Annotated in this window: 3 protein-coding genes; all 3 read right to left on the bottom strand. The window is 60.7% G+C overall.

The window, feature by feature from the left end:
• Positions 1–228 (bottom strand): effector protein Tle3 domain-containing protein (locus AWB67_RS42825; RefSeq protein ID WP_235025610.1); only part of this gene is annotated, 228 nt, incomplete at its 3' end.
• A 69-nt stretch (positions 229–297) separates the two neighbouring features.
• Complete coding sequence (locus AWB67_RS42820; protein ID WP_235025609.1) at positions 298–792, bottom strand: T6SS effector phospholipase Tle3 domain-containing protein; 495 nt, start codon at positions 790–792, stop codon at positions 298–300.
• 14 nt (positions 793–806) lie between these two features.
• A partial coding sequence (locus AWB67_RS42815; RefSeq protein WP_235025608.1) for a T6SS effector phospholipase Tle3 domain-containing protein occupies positions 807–1,223 on the bottom strand: 417 nt, incomplete at its 5' end.

The following is a 1,223-nucleotide window of genomic DNA, read 5'->3' as shown; positions in this document are numbered from 1 at the left end:
ATCAGGCATCGCATAATCACCTAACGCGCCGGTGTTGAAATACGAGTCGTAGCCGGAAGTCCAGTCCGCTTTCTTGCGCAGCCTGATCCAGAATTCACGGTCGTCGTGAGCCTCACAAAAGCCGATCGGAAGATCGAAGGCCACGACGCGTTTCATAAATTCCAGGTTACCCGGCACGCTGCTGTGATCGGTCGGCTCAGGCGCGTAGGTGAAGATGCGCTCCAGCATCTCGTCCTGCGTCTCACGCGTTCGCGACCTGCCGTTGGGCGCGTATATGTCTTCGCGATCCTTGAAGTCTTATGGTTGGTAGATCGACGCCATGTAACGGAAATTCGCGTCCACCGGTTCGCCATCCTCGGGGTCGATGCCGCCCCATTGCAGGGTTGAATTTCTCGGCTTGTCAAAGCCCTTCATTTCCTCGGCCGTCAGCGGTTCAGGAACCTTCTCGGCGTTGATCGTGACCGTCTGGTTCACGTTAGGCGTCGCCCAGATTTTCGTCGCACCAAAGGCGCCGCCCAGCACGCCGCGATTGCCGTCCCAGAAAGCGGTCGGTTTGACCCCCGGCGGCGGGTTCTCGATAGGCGGCAACGTGCCGAATCTCTGTACGCCCGGTTCGTCTCCGCATGGCGTGCCACGCGCGAGCATGCGCTGCTTGACGGTATCGCCGAGTTCGGCCAGCAGCGTGTCGTCCAGACCCTGCCAGCCGATGCTTTGCAGCGGCGTCGCGCCCATCACGCGGTCGTGCGGACTGAAGTACACGTACACTCGGCCGTGGTTGTCGCGCTCGGGCAAGCCCCAATGCATCTTCAAGTCCGGCGCCAGAAATTCATGTCCTCTGACGCGCCGCATTGCAGTTGTTGCAACAGCGATTCAGTGAACACGCGCTTGTCCTGCTTGATGCGGTTCGCAACGTTGCGAAAGGTGTTGACGCGCGCCTGTACGGTGGGACGCTCGCCGCCGCACGCCGCGGCGTCGGTCATTTTGTCGTTGGTCGCGTAGGGCGAGTTCATTACGAACAGCGCATCGGGCGCGCGCTTCTTGCAGAGCGTGGTCGCCGCCATCGCGATCATGGTTCCCTGACTGTGCGACATCAGCGTGATCGTATCGAGCGGATATTTGGTGCGAATCTCGTCGACCAGATCGGCTAGCCGTTGTGCCGCGTGTGCGTAGTAACTGCGCGGCGGGGCATCCTGCAATTGGCGATCCGTCTCGGTGTTCAGATG

Origin of the sequence: Caballeronia terrestris, assembly GCF_001544515.1 — a bacterium.
Taxonomy (GTDB): Bacteria; Pseudomonadota; Gammaproteobacteria; order Burkholderiales; family Burkholderiaceae; genus Caballeronia; species Caballeronia terrestris.
Note: the sequence above shows the minus strand (reverse complement) of the source record. Positions and strands in the feature narration are given on the sequence as shown.